Below are 18172 nucleotides of genomic sequence, written 5' to 3'. Positions count from 1 at the left end.
TAGTGATAAGAAATACATTGCAGGCCCAATGACGGGAGTGGCGCAGGTGACGAATGCGCGGCGGAGGTTCGGGGACTCGATCCCTCACAGTCTGGGGCTCACCAACGCGCCGCTCATCGTGGCGCGCACGGCGCAGAAATCGCAGATAGGCATCGCGCGGATCACCTGCGGCCCGGACAGCATCGGCATGACGCCGCGCGTCCCCGCCGAAGACACGTTCATCGCGGCGGTCTATCTCACCGAACTCAAGCATCATGAGTTATGGAGCCGCGGCAAGCGCGTGCTGGCGCAGCCTTACGCAGCCAATTCGATGCGCATCGTGAATCTCGAAGCGGAGTATTCCGCCAGGATCGCTTGCGAGCACGAATCGGTCGCGTTTCACATCCCGCGCGGTGTGCTCAACGAATTTGCGAGTGAGTCGGGCGGACGTGTCAGGAACCTCACCTGTCAGCCGGGCGTGCAGGATCCGGTCATCACAAGCCTCGTGCAGGCGATGTTGCCCGCTTTCGAGAATCCGCACGAGTTCTCGGCATTGTTCACCGATCACGTTTCCACCGCCGTTCTCGCGCATCTGGCCGGTCGTTATGGAGATCTGCTGCCAGGTCGGCTACGCACAAACCGGGCGCGCCTGTCGCTGACGCAGGAGCGCCGGGCCAAAGAATGCCTTGCCGCTCATCTGTCTGGAGACATATCGCTCGCCGATGTCGCAAAGCTGTGTGGCCAGTCGCGCGGTTATTTCATCGGCGCATTCGCACGCACGACGGGCCTGACGCCGTACAAATGGCTGCAGGCGCACCGGCTGCAGAAGGCCAGCGCGATGCTGCTGGAATCATCGCTGGCGATCGCCGAGATTGCGCTGATTTGCGGCTTCGCCGATCAGAGCCATTTGACGCGGCATTTCACGCGGCATTTTGGAAACAGCCCTGCCGCATGGCGGCGCACCCACAACGTGCCGCCCGGCAATTCCTCCTGGCAAAGCACGCATCAGGTCTCCTGAAGATCGCGCGCGAGGGCTTCCGAATAGGCTTTTCGCCCACTGATCGAGAACGCGCAGCACAGTACCGCCGTAACAGCGATGACGAGGAACAGCGCGTAGCCGATAGCCGCTTCGCTTTGGAACACCCTGTCAATCAGCCAGCCGACCAATGCCGGCCCGATATCCACACCGACCAACGTTACTACTGACACCAGGATCGCGATGGTCAATCCGGCCATGCGTTTTGGCGTCAATTGCTGCCAGCCCGTGAGGCCCGCCGGCGTTGCTGCGAACACCAGGAAATTGAACAGGACGTAGGCCGCCCGGGACGTCCACAATTGGTCGCTTGAACAGAACACATAAGCCGGAAGGATGGCGGCGATCGCGCACGACGCCAAAACGACGTTCGATGGTGCCGGGACCTTCCTCGCGTACAGCCAATCGATCAGCAGACCTCCCACCCATTGTCCGATCGGGGCGGAGATCACGAACATGATTCCCAGCCAGATCGCGCTGTCCCCAGCGGACAGGCCGAACTTCCGGACATAGAGCAGCGGCACCCACGCCGCCTGCGCTTGCGCCAGCAAAACGCTGCAAGCCGTCGCGGCCGTCAGAAATCCGTAAGCCTTCTTGAATTGCCCGAGATGGCTCAGTGCGTCCACAACGCTGGACGAGAAACGCGCGGGATCGGCCTCGGATCGAATGCGAGGCGGCTCGCGAATCAGCGCGAAGACGACGGCGAGGACCAGGCCCGGCACGCAGGCAATCAGGAACAGCAACTGCCAGGGCTCATACTGACCTTGCAGCGGATTGGCCGCACTGAAGTGATTGAGCAGAAAGCCGCCGCCGAGAAGTGCGATTGAACTACCGAGCGCGGCTCCCATCAGGAAGATGGCAACGGATCTGGCCATCCTGTGTCGGGAAACGACGCTGGACAGCAGCGACATGCCGGCGGGAACAAGGACGGCCTCGCCAAGACCGACACCGATCCGCGCCATGAAGAATTGCGAAAACGAACCCGCAAGACCGCAGATGGCGGTCATGACGGACCAGAACAGCAGCGCGGCCGCAATCATCAGCCGCCGGTCGACACAGTCCGCGATCCATCCCATCGGGATTCCGCAAAGGCAGTACAACGCGACGAAGGCCATGCCGTGCATCAGGCCGAACTGCGTGTCGCTGAGCCCGAAGTCGTGCTTGATTGGCGCCCCGGCGACGCCGATCAGCGCCCGGTCGATGAAGGCCACGGCATAGGCCGCGCACAGCGCCAGCACGATGATGCCGGCTGCCGTTGTTCTCGGTTTTGTCACGGACGCCCTTCGAATTCTCCCTATCGGAGCTCAGTAGGGCACACTGTGCGGGATCGGCACAATGCCACCTCGGCACTACCAGCCATATTTCAGCTCGAGGCCGAGATAGTTGCTGTCGTGCCCGCCCGCGTCGCGGATGGTGTCGCCGACGGCATAGTGCACGGCTTCCAATGCGCCGGTGAGGTTGGCATTGAAGGCGTAGTCGACGCGAAGCTGCGAATACATCCCGGTCCAGCGATCGCCTCTACCGGCGGTGCCGGCAACCGCAATGTTGGGCTGGACATAGACGGCATCGGCCACCGTCTGCCGCCACTGGAAACCGACGCCAGCGGTGACCGTCAGCCGGTCGGCGGGCTTCACGGTCAGCGTCGGCTTGAGGTGGATCAGATTGGCGTAGCTGGTGTAGCCGCCCAGCGAGAAATAATAGCCATTGGGAAATAGCGGATTGAAAGTGCCGAGCAGGCCGTCGCCGGGATGCTTGTCGCCGGAGCCCGCATCCGCCTGCAGCCCGAGGCGCGGCGTCCACGCGACGTTCGACAGCGTGTAACCGGTGCGGCCGCCAAGCGCCCAGGCGCCAATCTCCTTGGCGCCGACCTCGCCAGTCTGCCCCATCGCCTCGAGATCCCAGTCGAATCCGTTCATCGCGCCGGCGAAGCGGACGTCGAAAATGTGCCGAGTCTCTTCGCCGGACGCGTCGAGATACTGCGCCGTCCTGCGCTGATAGAGCGAGTAATAGCCAGACAGCTCGTTGTTGCCGAGCACCTTGCGCTCGACGCGCAGCGTGCTGAAACGGAAGGCATCACTGGAGTAATCGTCGAACACATCTGCGAAGCGATATTGCACCGGTTGGCTGACGAATCCGATGAAGCGCCATAGCCCGGTTTCCCAGTCGGCCCATAGCGCGTCGAAGGATTGCCGCACATTCGGCCCATCTCGCGACGAGACGAAGCGCTGCAGATCGAAGGCAAAATCCTGACGGCCAACGCGCGCCTTGAAAGTGCCGTCGCCCAGCGCGGCGGTATAAGCGACAAAGGCAAGGCAGAGGTCGAGCGGGTTCTGGTCGGCCGGGGAGATGTCTGCCTTGTCGAAGGCGCGGGCGTCCTCGAGCTGGACGAAAAACTGCCAGCTGTCGTTCGGCCGGATGTCGGCATGGACCTGCAGCCGCTGGATAAGCCAGGTATCGCCGGGCGTCTTCCCCATCCCAAAACCCGGCGCGGTGTTGGTCTCGAAGCGCTCGCGCAACGTGGCACCGAGTGACACGTAGCTTTTCGGATCGGTGACATAGAACGGGATGTATTTCAGTTCGTCGAGCGGCTGCGCTCGCAGCGCCGGATTGGCGAGCACCGACCAGTCTTCCTGCCAGCGGTTCGACATGATCTTCGGACGCTCGGCGTCAGCCGCATGGACGGGATTCGCAAGGCCGGCAGACGCGACCGCCGCGAGCAACATCCATGTCACGCCCTTCGCCACGGCGCTACTTTCCCGCAGCGGAATGGATTTCGGCGACATAGCCGCCCGGAAATTTCACGACAGCCGAACGGCGCGCGTCAGCGACATAGGGATCGACCAGCAAAGCCGCGCCGGCAGACTTCGCCTTTGTCAGCGTGTCATCCAGGTTAGGAACCTCGTAGCCCGTGGTCTCATGACCGTAGGGATATGGGAGGACACCATCCGTGACCAGCACGGTCATAGCCCCGAATTTTGACGTGATGCGAATGCGACGGTAGGAGTCGTTCGGCCGGCCGATCTCGATGCCCGGGGCCTTGGCATTATCCGACACGACGGTGCCTTTCGAAAATCGGACAAAGCTCTTCACGAAATCCGATGCGCGCCCTGCGGGAACATAGACGCGATTTTCGGGAATGGTCTGCAGAGCATCATAGGACGGCTTGGCCGTGTGCCAGTACAGTTGCATGTTGATGCCGCCGGGCCATTGCACAATTGCGTCGCGTCCGATCGGATCCGGAAACGTTTTCACCAGAAGCGCGGCGCCCGCGCGCTCCGCCGCGCGCACAGCGGCGTCGAGGTCGGTGACGAGATAGCCGGTGCGTTCATGGCCGAAAGGATAGGGAATCGGCGTCTTGAATCCGAACACCGAGACCGACCCGGCCGGCGTCAGCAGGAGCTGCGAACTGGTGCTGCTCGGCGTCGGCGTGACGGTAACAACAACCTGCTTGGTGCTCTTGCCACCAAAGGTGGAGAGAAAACTCTCGACGAATTTATCGACCTCGTCCGGCGCGACATAAACGTGCGTCGTGTCGTACTGCGCGCCAACGGCGAAGTCCTTCGGCGCAGCATCGCGCGACCAGCCGGGCTGCGGCGTGGCTGACGCAGCAAACAGCGCGAGAGCGGCGGTGAGTTGAAGCAGGCGCATGGCAGAATTCCTGTCAGTGTTCGTGGAGCGGCTCGGGCATTTGCCCGGGATTTTGCAGATCGAGCGTCAGGAAGTGGCGGACCACGGGTCCTTCCTGGCCGACATGAAACTGGACGGTCTCGCGCTGCACGTCGGCATCGGCATTGGAGACGCGGTGATGTTGGCGCAGATGCTCAGCCCAGGATTCGACCATGAACCATTCGACGATCTTCTCGGGATCGGCGGCATCCTCGGTAATGCCCCAGCCATAGGCGCCATTGCGGCGGCGGGCGTCTGACAGCCGCGTCAGGCAGGCGAAGAACTTGCTGCGGTCGCCGCGCGCGACGCGGTACTCGACCAGGATAAGCACCGGGCCACGGTCATGCTCGACCGGCTCGGAGGTCAGCGGCTCCGGCCAGTGGTTCGACGGCGTCAGGTCGACCTCGCCGGCGGGCAGCTTGATGCGGTGGAGCAGCAGCGCCACCATCACCAGCCCGCAACCGCTGGCCAGCAACGTGGCCGGCACCCCCAGCACGCTGGCCAACGCGCCCCAGCCGAGGCTGCCGGCAGCCATCGCACCGTTGAAAACCATCAGATAGACCGCAAGGCCACGGCCGCGCACCCAGTTCGGCAGCACCGCCTGCGCGGCGCCGCTGAACGTGGTCAACGCGGCGATCCAGGCCGCGCCGAGCAGCAGCAGCGCGGCGATCGCCAGAGGCTTCGGCGGCGCCAGCGCCAGCACCGCCATGACCAGCGCGGTGACGATCGCCGACATCAGTAGCAGGTTGTCGGAATCGAAGCGCGCCCGCAGCCGCGGCAACGTCAGCGCGCCGCCGATCGCCCCGGCGCCGACCGCGCCGAGCAGCACGCCATAAAAGCTCGCATCGCCGCCGAGCAGGTTCTTGGCAACCAGCGGCAACAACGCCCAGACTGCGCTGGCAAAAGCGAAAAAGATCGCGGCGCGGAACAAGATGAGGTGCAGTTCGCGGCTGGAGCGCGTGTAGCGCAGGCCGGCGCGAAAGGCGCCGAAGAATTTTTCGGAAAGCACATCCTTCGCCGCCGGCGCGCGCGGCCACCACAGCAGCGCGCACATCACAACGAGGTCGCTGAAAATATCGGCGCTATAGGCGACGGCCGCGCCAAAGGCCGCGAGCAGAATGCCGCCGGCGGCCGGCCCGATCGAGCGGGCAATGTTGATGCCGAGAGAGTTCAGCGCCACCGCGCTTTTCAAATCCCTCTTCGGCACCAGCTCGGGCACGATCGCCTGCCAGCTCGGCCCGGCCATCGCTGCGCCGATGCCGCCGACAAAGGTCAGGCCAATCAGCAGGCTGACCGTCAACAACCCGCTATGCGACAGCACCATCAGCGTCGCGCTGACAGCCGCGAGCAGCAGCTGGATGCCGATCAGGAATCTGCGGCGGTCGAGGATGTCGGACAGCACCCCGGCGGGAATCGCGAACAGGAAGATCGGCAGCGTGGCGGCGGCCTGGATCATCGATACCGCGGCCGGCGAGGCGGAGAGGTCGGTCACCAGCCAGGAGCTGGCGACATCGCGCATGAAGCTACCGGTATTGCCGAGCACGGTCGCAGCCCAGATGACCGCGAACACGGACTGGCGGAACGGCGCGAAGGCGCTGGTCGGCCCGGGCTGCTTGGCGGCGACAGGCTCGCTCATGCGGATGACCTTTCGGAATGATCTTCGTTGAGGTCATACCACGCGACCAGCAGGAAGCCGCCGCACAGGCCGATATGTTCGAAGAAGCCGTTCATCGATATGAAGCGTTCGGGCGGCGCGAATTCCCAGAAGCGATTTGCCAGGAACGTAGCGAACAGCGTGAAGCCGGCCAGCGACAGCGCGCCGAGCCAGCGGTAGATGCCGGTGAGGATCAGTAGCGAAGCGCCAAGTTCAAGCGCGATGGTGACGGCCGCCATCGGCGCGGCGGGCGAAACGCTAAAGTGCTCCATCTCGGCAATCGCGCCCGGAAAGTCGAACGCCTTCACCAACCCGCCCTGCAGATAGGCTGCGCACAACGCGAGCAGCGCCAGCCAGCGCACCAGAGCTGCGCCGGCCACGGGGCGAACGAGATCCGCCAGCATCAGACCGCCCAGCAAGCGCAACCCAGCGCGCCCCAGAAGCCCTTAAGGTCGCTGATCGGCAGCTTGCTCGACCATGCCGTAGCGTGATCGTGGCCATGGACGCCGCACTGGTTGGCGCAGCCGCAGCTCATCGCCATCTTGCGTGCCAGCGCGGGCTGCTTGTTGGCGTCGGGCTCGGCCCAGGCGCCGTAGCCGCCGAAGGTCCGCACCGGCGACCAGTCCGGCATCGCCGGCGGCGGCGCATTGTCGTCGAAACGTTTGAAGTCACCGGCCCCGTAGACGACGCGGCCGCCGACGATGGTGAGCTGCGCGCTGATGTCGGCGATCTCGTTTTCCGAACAGGAGAAGAAATCGCGATCCGGCACCACGATATCCGCGAGCTGCCCGGCCTGGATACGACCCTTCTTGCCTTCCTCGTTGGAAAACCACGTAACGTTTTCGGTCCACATCCGCAACGCGGTCTCGCGGTCGAGGCAGTTACGCTGCGGATAAAGCTGCATGCCGCCGACTGTGCGGCCGGTGACCAGCCAGGACAGCGACACCCACGGATTGTACGACGCCACGCGCGTGGCATCGGTGCCGGCGGATACCTTGACGCCCTTGTCGAGCATCTTCTTCACCGGCGGCGTGGCTTCGGCCGCGCCATGGCCGTAGCGCTCAACGAAATACTCGCCCTGATAGGCCATGCGATGCTGCACGGCGATGCCGCCGCCGAGTGCGGCGATGCGGTCGATGGACTGGTCCGAGATCGTTTCTGCATGGTCGAAGAACCAGTTCAGGCCTTCCAGCGGAATGTCCTGGTTGACACGTTCGAACACGTCGAGCGCGCGACTGATCGTCTCGTCATAGGTAGCATGCAGCCGCCACGGCCAGCGGTTCTCAGCGAGAATGCGGACCACGCCTTCCAGCTCGCCCTCCATCTCCGGCTCCATGTCCGGACGCGGCTGGCGAAAATCCTCGAAGTCGGCGGCGGAGAACACCAGCATCTCGCCGGCGCCGTTGTGGCGGAAGTAGTCGTCCCCCTGCTTGTACTTGGAGGTCTTGGTCCAGTTCAGGAAGTCGTCCTTTTCGCCCTTCGGCTTCTGGGTGAACAGGTTGTAGGCGAGGCGGATGGTGAGCTGGTCCTCGTCATGCAATTTTTGGATGACGGCGTAGTCTTCGGGATAACTCTGGAAGCCGCCGCCGGCATCGATCGCGCCGGTGACGCCAAGCCGATTCAGTTCGCGCATAAAGTGGCGCGTGGAATTGACCTGATAGTCGAACGGAAGTTTCGGCCCCTTCGCCAGTGTCGCGTAGAGGATCGCAGCGTTTGGCTTGGCCAGCAGCAGGCCGTTCGGATTGCCGTTGGCATCGCGCACGATTTCGCCGCCGATCGGTGCCGGCGTGTCGCGGGTATAGCCGACGGCGCGCAGCGCAGCGCCATTGAGCAGCGCGCGGTCGTAGAGATGCAGCAGGAACACCGGCGTGTCCGGCGCCACGGCGTTCAGTTCCTCGATAGTCGGCAGCCGCTTTTCGACGAACTGGTGTTCGGTGAAACCACCGACGACACGCACCCATTGCGGCGGCGGCGTCACGGCAACCTGCCGCTTCAGCATGCTCATCGCATCGGACAGGCTGCGCACGCCATCCCAGCGTAGCTCCATGTTGAAGTTCAACCCGCCGCGGATGATGTGCAGATGGTTGTCGATCAGGCCGGGCAGCGCGCGCCGGCCCTTGAGATCTATTATCTTCGTGTTCGGCCCTGCGAGCGGCACGATCTCGTTGTCGTGGCCGACACTGGTGAAGCGGCCATCCTTGATTGCCACCGCGCTGGCGACGGGATTAGACCGGTCCAGCGTCGTGAAGAGGCCTTGGTGAAGAATGAGGTCGGGGTGCTGCAAATCGGTCATGGAAGCTCCTGAACGCGGCGCGAACCGTCATTGTGAGATGATATCTGGATGTCAGCCTTCGGCCGGCGGTGGCGCGGCGCCTGGTGCGCGGCCCTTGGGCAAATGACCGAACATGTGCGGCTTGACCTGGCCGAGCCAGGACTGGACCACCGGCTCCTTTTGCCAGAGGCTGCGCACCATCGGCGGTATCTGCTCGCCGACGAGAATGCCGAGCAGTCCGACCAGCGCCACCACCGGCGGCGCTGGAGAGCGCACGTTGATCAGGCTGTAGATGATGCCGACCAGCAGGCCAGCGCCGAGGGAGATCAGATGCGCTCTCATGTGGTGAATCCTGTCTGATGGGTTACTTGGCCGGGCCGCCTTCGGAGGCATGCTCGCCCAGTGCCCACTTGGAAAAGCGGATCTGGATGCCGTACGGCGAGTGCGCACGCTGGATATCCATCATGCCTTCGTAGGTTTCGCTGCGAGCCCAGTCCTGCTGCAGTTCATAAGCGTACTGCGATGACGTGATCGGCACGGCGCCGGCCTGGACGGCGCGCTGCATCGCGCGTTCATGGGCTTCCGGCGAAAGATCGCCGCAGGCATCGGCCGCGATGTAGATCTCGAAACCTTCACGCAGCATGTCCAGCGTCGGGAAGATCACGCAGGCCTCGGTCCAGAGACCGGCAATCACGAACTTCTTGCGGCCGGTGGCGGCGACTGCCTTGCGGAAGTTCGGATCGAGCCAGGAATTCATTGACGTGCGATCAATGACATCATGGTCCGGAAACAGCGATGTCACCTCCGGCATGAACGGACCCGAGAACGAATCGCGCGCGACGGTCGTCAGCACGGTCGGGATATTGAAGAGTTTTGCGGCTTTCGCGAGAATCTGCACATTGTTCACGGTGACAAGACGATCATGCGACTGAACGCCCTGAAACATTGCGGGCTGATAATCGATCAGCGCGATCGCGCTGTTCTGTGGGGTCAGCATTTCCAGAATGGACATTTGAAATTCTCCGTGAGATGCGCGGCGGCGTAGGCTATCGGCATGATTGCCGCAGCGCCGCTTGGCGTTACATTTTTGACGGCGAAGCCTTGTTGCGCCGGCGCGTCCAGCCGAGGCATTTCGCTCGTGCGGATTTGAACCGACGGGGCGGCTGCGGTCTTGTCTGTAAGTCCGATTTTTGGATGATGAGCGCGTCTTCGCGACGCCACATCGCCGCGCGTCGAAAGCGCGCGGCGCTTTGCCAATGGTGGAGAACAGCTAGCCTTTGGTCTAGTCGTCCAGCGTCTTTCCGTAACCGAGTCGATCGGCCATGCGGACGAGATCAGCAATGGAGCCGGCACGCATCTTGCGCATCACTGAACCGCGATGAAGCTTGACCGTTGCTTCGCTCAACCCGAGTACCGCGGCGATTTGCTTGTTCATCAGACCGCAGGCGACGTGTTCAAATACCTCGCGTTCGCGGTTGGTTAGCGTGTCGAAATCTCGGTTGAGGCTGGCGGCCCGTCGCGCCTGGATGCGAGCCGCGCGATCCTGCGCGAGCGCGGCATCAACGGCATCGAGCAAATCCTGCGCGCGCACCGGCTTCGTCAGGAACTCGACCGCGCCGGCTTTCATGGCACGCACCGACATCGGCACATCCGCGTGCCCGCTGATGATGATCACCGGCGTCGTGACATTGAGCTTTGTCAAATCATCCTGAAAATCGAGGCCGCTGCGTCCCGGCAGCCGCACGTCGAGAATGATGCAGCCGTAGCCATCGAGCGTTTCCTCGTCGAGGTAATCCTGGGTCGAGGCGAACGACACAACCTGCAACCCGACCGAACGCAGCATGCCGTCGAGCGCGTCGCGCACGCCCTGGTCATCGTCGATCACCGCGATGAGAGCTGCCTGTGTTTTTGGAGTATCGGTCACACGCTTCCCTGCGGTTCGCCCGGCGGCAACGAAAACAGGCACCGCGTGCCCTGCGGCGTTCGCGGCTCGACGCGCAATTCACCGCCGTGGGCCTCGACGATCGAACGGCAGATCGACAGACCCATACCGATGCCGGCCTGTTTGGTGGTGAAGAATGGCTCGAAAATCTGGTCGACACAATCTGACGCGATGCCCGCTCCGGTGTCCTCCACGGCCACCATATTTCCCCGGACGTTCCAGTCCACGATCGAATGATGGCGCGTCGGTTCGGTGCAGCGCATCCGTTGATAGCGTCCGTGGCGTTGGAGAGCAGGTTCAGCATCACCTGCTGCAACTGGATCCGGTCGCCTACGACCAGCAACGGACCCGGCTGCAATTCGATATCGACCGCAATCTCCTGATGGCGGAATTCCGGCTGCACGATCGTGAGGATGCCCTCGATAATCTCGTTGAGATCGACGGTCTCAAACGTCACCGGCGTGTTGCGGGCAATCGCGCGAATGCGCTCGATGATTTTGGCCGCGCGGTGCGCCTCCGAAATAGCCCGCTCGGCGGCGGCGCGCGCTTCGCCGACGTCCCTGTGCGCGCCGTCCATCCACTTCAAGCAAGCTTCGGCATTCATGACGACGGCCATCAAAGGCTGGTTGACCTCGTGGGCGATGGACGCCGTCATCTGTCCCATCGTCGTCACCCGCGACATCCGCGCCAGATTCGCCTGCGCTGCCTGCAGCGTGCTAGCGGCCCTGCGGCGGTCCGACGTGTCCGAAAACACCAGCACGGCACCGCTGACGCTGCCGGAATCGCCGATAATCGGCGCGCATTTCTCGTCGATCGGAAATTGCTGCCCGTCGCGCGAGATCAGGATCGCCCGATCGGCGGTCTTGCAGACCAGCGATGACGCGAGCGCGCGCGCGATCGGCGTTTCCCGCACCGGGCGCTTGTCCACATCCATGACGAGGTAGACCGACGCCAGCGGCAAGCCGATGGCAGCATCCCTCGTCCATCCGGTCATAGCTTCGGCAACAGGATTGCTGAAGGTCACCTGGCCCTTCTCGTCGGTAGCGATAACGCCATCGCCGATGCTCGACAGCGTCGCCTCATAGCGCCGCTCGCTCTCGCGCAGCCTCCGATCGGCGCGGTGCTTGTACAGCGCCATCTCGATCGCGGTGCGGAGCTGAAGATCCTCGAATGGCTTCAGCAGATAGCCGAACGGCTCCGCTTGGCTGGCGCGACGGACCGTCTCGTCATCGGCATAGGCAGTGAGGAAAACCACCGGGACGCCGCATCGGGCCCAGATCTGCTTCGCCGCCTCGATGCCGTCGACCTCGCCTTCGAGGCGAATGTCCATCAGCACGAGATCGGGCTGCGTACTGATGGCGAGATCGACCGCCGCCTCGCCGCGCGAGGTGACGGCGGTGACCGAATGTCCGGTGCGCGTCAGTTGCTCGCGGATGTCGCGCGCGACAATGCGATCATCTTCGACAATCATGATCCGGGCCGGATTCATCATTGCGCCACCGCGGGCGGATGGTTGGGGAATGTCAGCACGAAACTGGCCCCCACGCTTCGATCGACCGACAACGCGCCGTCGAGTTGTTCCACGAGGTCGCGGACCAGTTGCAGTCCGAGCGATGACGTATCGGCAACGTCGATGGCATCGGGCATCCCGACACCGTCGTCGCGCACCGCGAGACGGTAGGCGCCATCGCGCGTGCGGCTGAAAGTCACGGTGATGCGGCCGCTGCGGTCCCCTGGAAATGCGTGCTTCAGCGCGTTGGACACGAGTTCGTTGACGATCAGCCCGCACGACACCGCGCGGTTGAGGTCAAGGGTGACGTCATCACTCTCGGCGGCGATGTCGATCCTGGAAAGGCCGTAAGCGCGATGCAGATGCGCGCACAGGCTCTCGATGTGCGTCTGCATCGCGACCTCGGCGAAATTGCCGGCACGATAGAGATTTTCATGCACCATGGCCATCGACCGCACCCGGTCGCGGCTGTCGATGAGAAGCGAGGCCATGGCAGGATCGGCAATGCGCGACGCCTGAAGGTTCAACAGGCTGCTGATCAGTTGCAGATTGTTTTTGACGCGGTGATGGACTTCCTTGAGCAGCACTTCCTTTTCATTCAACGACGCCTGCAGCCGATCCCGCGTCGCGTTACCGTGGGTGATATCGAGCATCGCGCGCCGCAATTCGAGCTGCGTCATGATCTGCCGGGCGAGCGCCTGCAGCGTGAAGCGCTGGCGAACGGAAAGGCCCTCCGGCCGCGCCACGTGATCGAGGACGCAGACCGTGCCGATCGGCAGGCCCGTCGGCGTCTCCAGCAGCGCGCTGGCGTAGAACCGCAGCTTCGGATCATCCAGCACGAGCGGATTGTCGTGAAATCGGTGGTCAGACGACAGGTCGGCGACGACGAAAATATCCTTTTGAAGGATCGCCTGCGCGCAGATCGAGTGATTGAGAGGCAGTTCCTGAGCGCCATGTCCGACACCGGTGAGCGTCCAGTGCCTGTGGCCGTCGATCAAATTGATCGCGGCAATCGGCGTGCTGCAGATGTCGGAAGCGATTTGCACGAAGTCGAAGAAATCAGCCTCGGATGCCGAGTCGAGAATCTCGTAGCGGTGCAGGGCCGCAACGCGGTCGCGATCGTTCCACAATTCAGGCGCTCGGGTGGACGTCATGTCACGCAGTCAGGTCATGAAAGGCATCGATCATGCCTGGCGCCAATCTATTGCAGAAGAAAATCAATGAATGCAGGCCATTGGCGCCCTGCTTTGTCCGCACCGGCGCGCCGTCGTCGGCTCTGGAGCGGATGCCTGCACGACCACCACAAGCGTGGGAACTTGGCGTCGGCCGATTTGGCGGTCTTGTACAAAAGTCAGCATTGTCGCAATTCAGTAAAATCGGATAGATGAATCGACGTAGCCGGTCCGTCGCCGGCCACAGAGAGGACATGCCTCGCCGTGATCTGCACTCCGGGGTCCCTGCGTTGGCCGCGCGCGACATCACGCTCGCCGAACGCAGCACCGTCACCTGGCTGCAGATCACGCTTCTGACCGCGGCGGGTCAGCTCGACCGCGCCGTCGGTGAGTGCCTCACCTTCCTCGAAAAGGTGGGCATCAACTGGGTGCCACATCCCGACCAAGCCGCAATCTTGCTGGAATACGAGCCGATCTTGCAGGAGATCGAATTGGAATCGATCGACGATCGGATCGCTATGCCTGTCATCTCGGATCCCCTGCAGCGCATCATTCTGGATGTGCTGACGGCGGTGCTGCCGCCGGCGTTCTTTACCGACAACAACCTCGTCTGCCTCGTGCTGTGCCGGATGGCGACCATCAGCCGTACCTTTGGCAACAGCGATGCTTTGAGCTTGGGCTACGTGTATCTTGGCATGGTGCTCGGGCCGCGATTCGGCGCGTGGGCTGCCGGATACGAATTTGGACAACTCGGCTTTCGCCTGTCCAGCGACACCGGGCTCGATCTCCTTCAGCCGCGCGTCCAGATGGCTTTTGCCTACCACGTCATGCCCTACAGCCTGCCGGTCGCGCAGGGTGACGCCCTGCTGCGCGAAGCCTTCCAGACGGCGAACGAACGCGGCGACCTGACCTATGCCGGCTTCAGCAGCTGTACGATGATCAGCAGCCTGCTGTTCCGTGGCCAGCCGCTGGCGGCGACGCAGCAGGAAGCCGAGACGAAGCTGACATTCGTCACCACGGCGAAATTCGGCCTGATTGTCGAGATTGTCGCAACACAGCTCCGCCTCACCCGCGCATTGCGCGGCTTGACGCAACACTTTCCCGCATTCGACGACCAAGATTTCCACGAGTCGAACTACGAGGCCTACCTCGATGCCAATCCGGAACTGTCGATCGCAGCCTGCTGGTACTGGATCCGCAAACTGCAGCTGCGCTTGATCGGCGGTGATTTCGATGAGGCGGTATCCGCGGCACAGAAGGCAGCGCCGCTGGTCTGGACGTCCGGCGGGCATCTCGAACTGGTCGAGTATCATTTCCATGCCGGGCTCGCCAAGGCCGCTCTGTGCGCAACGGCAAGCGTCACCCCCGATCAACTCGACGAGATTCGCACCCACAGCGCCGAACTCGCCATCCTCGCGATGCAATGCCCCGCCAACTTCGCGCATCGCTCGGCGCTGCTCGAAGGCGAACTCGCCGGAATCAATGGGCGGTCATTCGACGCCCTGCGGCTGTACCAGCAGGCGATCGATCTCGCGCGCGAGCACAGTTACCTGCAGATCGAAGCGTTTGCCCATGAGACCGCCGCGCGCTTCTGCATGACGAGCGGATTGACCAGCGCGGGATCGAGCCATCTGGCGCAGGCGCGGGACCTCTACTCGACGGGTGCCAGCGGTGTCTATCTGGTGAGCCTCATCGCCCAGATGGGAATTTCGGATGCCGTCAAGCCCAAGTTGAAGGAAACTCCGTCAGGTGTTCGTATCGGAACACTAATTGCCAGCGGAGACGCCGAAATTGGTTTTCAGCAAATTAGCGAACTGATCCATGAGCCGGGTGTGGATTATTTGGGTCCGCTGCCAGCTGACGTACAAAAAGTTACAATCTACTCAGCGGGCATTTCAAATGGTACAAAGCAAATCGGGGCTGCCATGGCGCTGGTGAAGTCGATTACCGCGCCCGATGCCGCGTCAGTTATCAAGCAACACGGAATGGAGCCCGGCTAACGTGGCGGCTTTGGCTCTTTGTGGGTTCAACTGCGTTATAGAACGCTCTGTCAAGCCTCTCGCCCAGCAGATTTATGGGTTCACGGCCTAGTTCGAACGTTCGCCTGCGTCCAATATCCATGTTCGATCAGTAAACGTGACATACATGCGCTCTTGGCCGAGCGCAGCGCCCAGCTCAACAGCGAGCTCGTTTAACATCGCCTCAATTGCATCGTCGGATACCGAAAGGTTTCGAAGACGCCATAACCAATTGGCGCACGGTGGCGACTTGGTGGCGATTCCTCAAAATGAAAAAGCCGCCCATGAGGGCGGAATTGTCATTTTATCCATTTAGATCAATAAGATGTTTGGTTGCGGGGGCCCGCAACAAACACCCCCAATTTTGCCGCCCCTCATGATCACCGTTCGTTCCAGGATGTATTTTCAGCCTGGATCGCTGTGAGGAGCCGAGGTTTTCTTAGAGTCGCCATTCTTTTCCAGCCGGCGTAAGCCGATGGCGTCAGCGATTTTCCGCGGTTGAGTCAGATAGGCTATTGACGTGAAAGGAACGAATTCCTGCTTTATCAAAGGATGATCAGCCGGCAGCCAGGTTTCCGCGGCTGGCGCAGTGCTGATTGCTGCATTAGGTTTTGACCTGCTCGAACGTGAACTCGCCACCCCGGTCCCGCCCGTTCAGCTGCAACTGCAGGCCGAATGTTGCATGTTTTCAGTTTGGGACCGCATCACGCTGCCCTAACTGCATCCAGAAACTTGCCGACTTCCATCTTCAGCCGGTTGCTGTCGGAGGATAGCGACTGTGCTGCCGACAGCACCTGCGACGAAGCCGAACCGGTCTCGGAAGCACCGCGCTGCACGTCGGTGATGTTCGCGCTGACCTGCATCGTGCCTTGTGCGGCCTGCTGAACGTTGCGGGAAATCTCCTGCGTCGCGGCACCTTGCTCTTCTACCGCAGAGGCAATCGTCGAGGAGATCTCCGACATCCGGCCGATTGTGGTACCGATCTCCTGAATCGCGCTGACCGACTCCTGCGTCGCCGCCTGGATGCCGGATATTTGGGCGCTGATCTCGCCGGTGGCTTTCGCGGTCTGCTCGGCTAGTGCCTTCACTTCCGACGCCACGACGGCGAAGCCGCGGCCCGCCTCGCCGGCACGCGCGGCTTCAATGGTCGCGTTGAGCGCCAGCAGGTTGGTCTGGCCCGCGATGGTGTTGATTAGTTCAACGACGTCACCGATCCGCGCTGCAGCCTTCGCGAGTTCTCCGACACGATCGTTGGTCTTGCGCGCCTGCTCGACGGCTTGGCTTGCGATCGTCGCAGATTCCTGCACCTGCCGGCTGATCTCGTTTACCGTCGAGGCCATCTCTTCGGTCGCCGAGGCTACCGACTGTACATTGGTCGAGGCTTCTTCCGAAGCTGCCGCGACGGCTGTTGTCAATTCCTGCGAGCGCTCGGCGGTCGCGGTCAGCGTCCCGGCAGAAGCTTCCAGTTCGGTCGAAGCCGACGACACCGTGTCGACGATCTCGCCAATCATCGCTTCGAAATCGCTGGTGATGCTGTCGACGCGTCGGCCGCGCTCGATCTTGGCTTCGGCATCGACCATCGCGGCCTCGTCCGCCGCCTTTTTGTCGATCAGCGCCTGCTTGAACACTTGGAGCGCGTCGCCCATCGAGCCGATTTCTGTCTTCATGCCCTGATGCGGGACCACGGCCGTGAGATCGCCGGCGCCGAGCGCCTGCATCGGCTTGACGATCGAGGCAATGCCCGAGGACACGTCGCGGACGAGATAAATGCCGACACCGATGCCGAGCACGGCGGCGACGCCGAGGATGATCGACAGCAACGTAAAGGCGGCGCGGTAGGTGTCGGTGGCTTCCGCACCGGCCGCGATCGCGCCTTTGTCGTTCAAAGCGATATCCTTGTCGAGAAGCTCTTCCGATTTGGTCCCGATCGGGCCGAGCGTCTTTGCGACCATCGCGTTGGCTTCAACCGGAAGCTTGCCCACACTGGCGCGCGAAAGGGCCATCACCTGCTGGGCGCCCTGCTGATACTCGGTCCAGCTTGCAGCCCACTCCTGGTATATCGAGCGCTCTTCTGGCGACGTGATCATCGGCTCGTAGGTGGCGCGGATCTTGGCGTTACGCTCCACGACGCCTTCCAGCGCCTTCTCCCTCGACAGCTTTTCCTCGAGCGTCTCCGCCAGTAGATGCGCCCGGATCACGCTGCGGTAGGAGATGACGCCCGAGCGCAGTTCGCCGAGCGCACGCACGCTCGGCAGCCAGTTGCTCTGGATGTCCACCGCCCTGGCGTTGATGTCTTGCATCTTGCTGACGGCAAGCACGCCCATGCCCGTCATCGCCACAAGTAGAAATGCAATGACAATGGTGATCTTGCTGCGAATGGAAAAGCTGGCGAGCATTGAAATATGTCCCGAGTCCTAAAGATAACGGGGCGAAGACGTCAGCAAGATCGGCTGCTCTGGAAATAGAGAAAATGTAGGCAGCGTTCTATCGAATCCGCATCGCAATCATGTCTGGGGTACGGGATAAAGATTAACGAAGGGCATGAGGAACATTGTGCTGATAATATTTCAAAGAAAGTTCCGGCATGGCCCCGTCGGAATGAAGCTGTTATCCTATTGAAACATCGGGATAATTTTTCGTTTGGTTGCGGGGATAGGATTTGAACCTATGACCTTCAGGTTATGAGCCTGAGAGCGTCTCCTCGATAAAACAAAGCGCGCCCGCTGGGGATCAGTTTGGGGACCGATCTACATCAGACGATCATTTTTTAAATATTATCAATATCATAGACGGAATAAGTGGCGGAGCGAGAGCACCTGGGGTCGAACCTTCTCCGCTTAGATTGGCGCGCATGTCGGTGAAATAGCGCTCACGGGGACCACCGGACGCGCCGGCGGCTAGCTTTGCTCACCCTATCCCGGCTTCG

The 18172-nt window shown here is 62.2% G+C and carries 14 protein-coding genes, 1 tRNA gene and 1 pseudogene; 2 read left to right on the top strand and 14 right to left on the bottom strand.

Features of this window, described 5'->3' with window-relative positions; all coding sequences use genetic code 11:
* Nucleotides 1–46: 46 nt before the first annotated feature.
* Nucleotides 47–997 (top strand): helix-turn-helix domain-containing protein, encoded by a 951-nt coding sequence (locus ONR75_RS03325; RefSeq protein ID WP_265081370.1) that lies wholly within the window; start codon nucleotides 47–49, stop codon nucleotides 995–997.
* On the opposite strand, the gene ONR75_RS03320 is transcribed toward ONR75_RS03325, so the two are convergent.
* The 12 genes and pseudogenes from ONR75_RS03320 to ONR75_RS03270 form a co-directional block, all read right to left on the bottom strand.
* Nucleotides 985–2223, bottom strand: coding sequence for an MFS transporter (locus ONR75_RS03320; RefSeq protein WP_265081369.1), 1239 nt, complete (start codon nucleotides 2221–2223; stop codon nucleotides 985–987). The genes ONR75_RS03325 and ONR75_RS03320 overlap by 13 nt on opposite strands.
* Before the next feature lie 138 nt (nucleotides 2224–2361).
* Complete coding sequence (locus tag ONR75_RS03315) at nucleotides 2362–3735, bottom strand: alginate export family protein (protein ID WP_265083519.1); 1374 nt, start codon at nucleotides 3733–3735, stop codon at nucleotides 2362–2364.
* Between the two features lie 25 nt (nucleotides 3736–3760).
* Entirely contained in the window at nucleotides 3761–4660 is a 900-nt protein-coding gene (locus tag ONR75_RS03310) for a glyoxalase (protein ID WP_265081368.1), read from the bottom strand.
* A 13-nt stretch (nucleotides 4661–4673) separates the two neighbouring features.
* A complete protein-coding gene (locus tag ONR75_RS03305) occupies nucleotides 4674–6314 on the bottom strand; it encodes an MFS transporter (protein ID WP_265081367.1) in 1641 nt (546 codons plus the stop codon).
* The gene (locus ONR75_RS03300) at nucleotides 6311–6736 is read right to left on the bottom strand and encodes a DoxX family protein (RefSeq protein ID WP_265083518.1); all 426 of its coding nucleotides are present in this window, start codon (nucleotides 6734–6736) and stop codon (nucleotides 6311–6313) included. The genes ONR75_RS03305 and ONR75_RS03300 overlap by 4 nt, the downstream gene beginning before the upstream one ends.
* Complete coding sequence (locus tag ONR75_RS03295) at nucleotides 6736–8625, bottom strand: amidohydrolase (protein ID WP_265081366.1); 1890 nt, start codon at nucleotides 8623–8625, stop codon at nucleotides 6736–6738. Before ONR75_RS03295 ends, ONR75_RS03300 begins: the two co-directional genes overlap by 1 nt.
* Before the next feature lie 51 nt (nucleotides 8626–8676).
* Nucleotides 8677–8946: a XapX domain-containing protein gene (locus ONR75_RS03290; RefSeq protein ID WP_265081365.1), complete on the bottom strand. Its 270-nt coding sequence runs from the start codon at nucleotides 8944–8946 to the stop codon at nucleotides 8677–8679.
* A 22-nt stretch (nucleotides 8947–8968) separates the two neighbouring features.
* Entirely contained in the window at nucleotides 8969–9616 is a 648-nt protein-coding gene (locus ONR75_RS03285; RefSeq protein ID WP_265081364.1) for a hydrolase, read from the bottom strand.
* A gap of 270 nt (nucleotides 9617–9886) precedes the next feature.
* Nucleotides 9887–10447, bottom strand: coding sequence for a response regulator transcription factor (locus ONR75_RS03280; RefSeq protein WP_265083517.1), 561 nt, complete (start codon nucleotides 10445–10447; stop codon nucleotides 9887–9889).
* Nucleotides 10448–10524: 77 nt separating this feature from the next.
* Nucleotides 10525–10749, bottom strand: coding sequence for an ATP-binding protein (locus tag ONR75_RS32695; RefSeq protein ID WP_413776485.1), 225 nt, complete (start codon nucleotides 10747–10749; stop codon nucleotides 10525–10527).
* A gap of 320 nt (nucleotides 10750–11069) precedes the next feature.
* Nucleotides 11070–12017: pseudogene (locus tag ONR75_RS32690) on the bottom strand (response regulator); the annotation flags it as partial.
* Nucleotides 12018–12034: 17 nt separating this feature from the next.
* Nucleotides 12035–13210: a histidine kinase dimerization/phosphoacceptor domain -containing protein gene (locus ONR75_RS03270; protein WP_265081362.1), complete on the bottom strand. Its 1176-nt coding sequence runs from the start codon at nucleotides 13208–13210 to the stop codon at nucleotides 12035–12037.
* Between the two features lie 308 nt (nucleotides 13211–13518).
* Between ONR75_RS03270 and ONR75_RS03265 the strand changes: the two genes are divergently transcribed.
* A complete protein-coding gene (locus ONR75_RS03265; RefSeq protein WP_265081361.1) occupies nucleotides 13519–15228 on the top strand; it encodes a substrate-binding domain-containing protein in 1710 nt (569 codons plus the stop codon).
* 722 nt (nucleotides 15229–15950) lie between these two features.
* On the opposite strand, the gene ONR75_RS03260 is transcribed toward ONR75_RS03265, so the two are convergent.
* Both ONR75_RS03260 and ONR75_RS03255 read right to left on the bottom strand, forming a co-directional pair.
* Entirely contained in the window at nucleotides 15951–17642 is a 1692-nt protein-coding gene (locus ONR75_RS03260) for a methyl-accepting chemotaxis protein (protein ID WP_265081360.1), read from the bottom strand.
* A 249-nt stretch (nucleotides 17643–17891) separates the two neighbouring features.
* Nucleotides 17892–17970 (bottom strand) — tRNA-Met (locus tag ONR75_RS03255).
* Nucleotides 17971–18172: the final 202 nt, after the last annotated feature.

The sequence above is a fragment of the Rhodopseudomonas sp. P2A-2r genome (assembly GCF_026015985.1).
Classification (GTDB): domain Bacteria; phylum Pseudomonadota; class Alphaproteobacteria; order Rhizobiales; family Xanthobacteraceae; genus Tardiphaga.
Note: the sequence above shows the minus strand (reverse complement) of the source record. Positions and strands in the feature narration are given on the sequence as shown.

Coding starts and splice junctions, on each gene's coding strand:
- ONR75_RS03270 (WP_265081362.1), bottom strand. CDS start 13,210: ATGACGTCCACCCGAGCGCCTGAATTGTGGAACGATCGCGACCGCGTT.
- ONR75_RS32695 (WP_413776485.1), bottom strand. CDS start 10,749: ATGGTGGCCGTGGAGGACACCGGAGCGGGCATCGCGTCAGATTGTGTC.
- ONR75_RS03290 (WP_265081365.1), bottom strand. CDS start 8,946: ATGAGAGCGCATCTGATCTCCCTCGGCGCTGGCCTGCTGGTCGGCATC.
- ONR75_RS03280 (WP_265083517.1), bottom strand. CDS start 10,447: ATGCTGCGTTCGGTCGGGTTGCAGGTTGTGTCGTTCGCCTCGACCCAG.
- ONR75_RS03295 (WP_265081366.1), bottom strand. CDS start 8,625: ATGACCGATTTGCAGCACCCCGACCTCATTCTTCACCAAGGCCTCTTC.
- ONR75_RS03300 (WP_265083518.1), bottom strand. CDS start 6,736: ATGCTGGCGGATCTCGTTCGCCCCGTGGCCGGCGCAGCTCTGGTGCGC.
- ONR75_RS03285 (WP_265081364.1), bottom strand. CDS start 9,616: ATGTCCATTCTGGAAATGCTGACCCCACAGAACAGCGCGATCGCGCTG.
- ONR75_RS03315 (WP_265083519.1), bottom strand. CDS start 3,735: ATGTTGCTCGCGGCGGTCGCGTCTGCCGGCCTTGCGAATCCCGTCCAT.
- ONR75_RS03260 (WP_265081360.1), bottom strand. CDS start 17,642: ATGCTCGCCAGCTTTTCCATTCGCAGCAAGATCACCATTGTCATTGCA.
- ONR75_RS03310 (WP_265081368.1), bottom strand. CDS start 4,660: ATGCGCCTGCTTCAACTCACCGCCGCTCTCGCGCTGTTTGCTGCGTCA.
- ONR75_RS03305 (WP_265081367.1), bottom strand. CDS start 6,314: ATGAGCGAGCCTGTCGCCGCCAAGCAGCCCGGGCCGACCAGCGCCTTC.